This is a genomic window from Lacinutrix sp. MEBiC02595 (assembly GCF_053601555.1).
Genome location: NZ_JBSHNU010000053.1, coordinates 1 through 1,089, shown reverse-complemented (window position 1 = coordinate 1,089; position 1,089 = coordinate 1). Strand labels below are relative to the sequence as shown.

The window sequence follows — 1,089 nt, the reverse complement described above, 5'->3', positions numbered from 1 at the left end:
CCTTCAGAAAAACTTAGGGTATCTGTTGTAGTTCCAGTAATCGATCCAGCACAAACATCTGTCGTTGTTGGAGCGGTTAAAGTTCCGTTACAATCTACAGTGACAGAAGCTAATGTTGGCGTTACAGGATCTGTTGTATCGTCATAATTATAGGTTTGCGGTACAGAAATTGTATTTCCGTTACCATCATCAAAGATCCAGTTTATTGTGGTGCTTCCACTTTCAACAAAAGAAAGCGTATCTGAAGTAGTTCCTGTAATCGATCCAGTACAAACATCAGTCGTTGTTGGAGCGGTTAATGTACCGTTGCAATCTACAGTGACAGAAGCTAATGTTGGCGTTACAGGATCTGTTGTATCATCATAATTATAGGTTTGAGGTACAGAAATCGTATTTCCGTTACCATCATCAAAACTCCAGTTGATTATTGTGTTACCACCTTCAACAAAAGAAAGCGTATCAGTCGTTGTACCCGTAACAGTTCCTGCACAAACATCAGTCGTTGTAGGAGCAGTTAATGTTCCGTTGCAATCTACATTAACAGGAGATAAAGTTGGCGTTACAGGATCTGTTGTATCATCATAATTATAGGTTTGAGGAACAGAAATTGTATTTCCGTTACCATCATCAAAGCTCCAGTTTATTGTAGTGCTTCCTCCTTCAACAAAAGAAAGGGTGTCTGTAGTAGTTCCAGTAATCGATCCAGTACAAACATCAGTCGTTGTTGGAGCGGTTAATGTACCGTTGCAATCTACGGTAACAGAAGCTAATGTTGGAGCTATAGGATTCGTCGTATCATCATAATTATAGGTTTGAGGTATAGAAATAGAGTTTCCGTTACCATCATCAAAGTTCCAGTTTATTGTGGTGCTTCCACCTTCAACAAAAGAAAGCGTATCTGTAGTAGTTCCAGTAATCGATCCAGCACAAACATCAGTCGTTGTTGGAGCAGTTAAAGTTCCGTTACAATCTACGGTAACAGCAGATAAAGTTGGTGCTACAGGATCTGTTGTATCATCATAATTATAGGTTTGCGGTACAGAAATCGTGTTTCCGTTACCATCATCAAAGCTCCAGTTTATTGTGGTG

General features: G+C 39.6%; 1 protein-coding gene. It reads right to left on the bottom strand.

Annotation, left to right across the window (positions count from 1 at the left end):
• A partial coding sequence (locus tag ACVCZW_RS00200; protein ID WP_452231309.1) for a hypothetical protein occupies window positions 1-1,089 on the bottom strand: 1,089 nt, incomplete at both ends.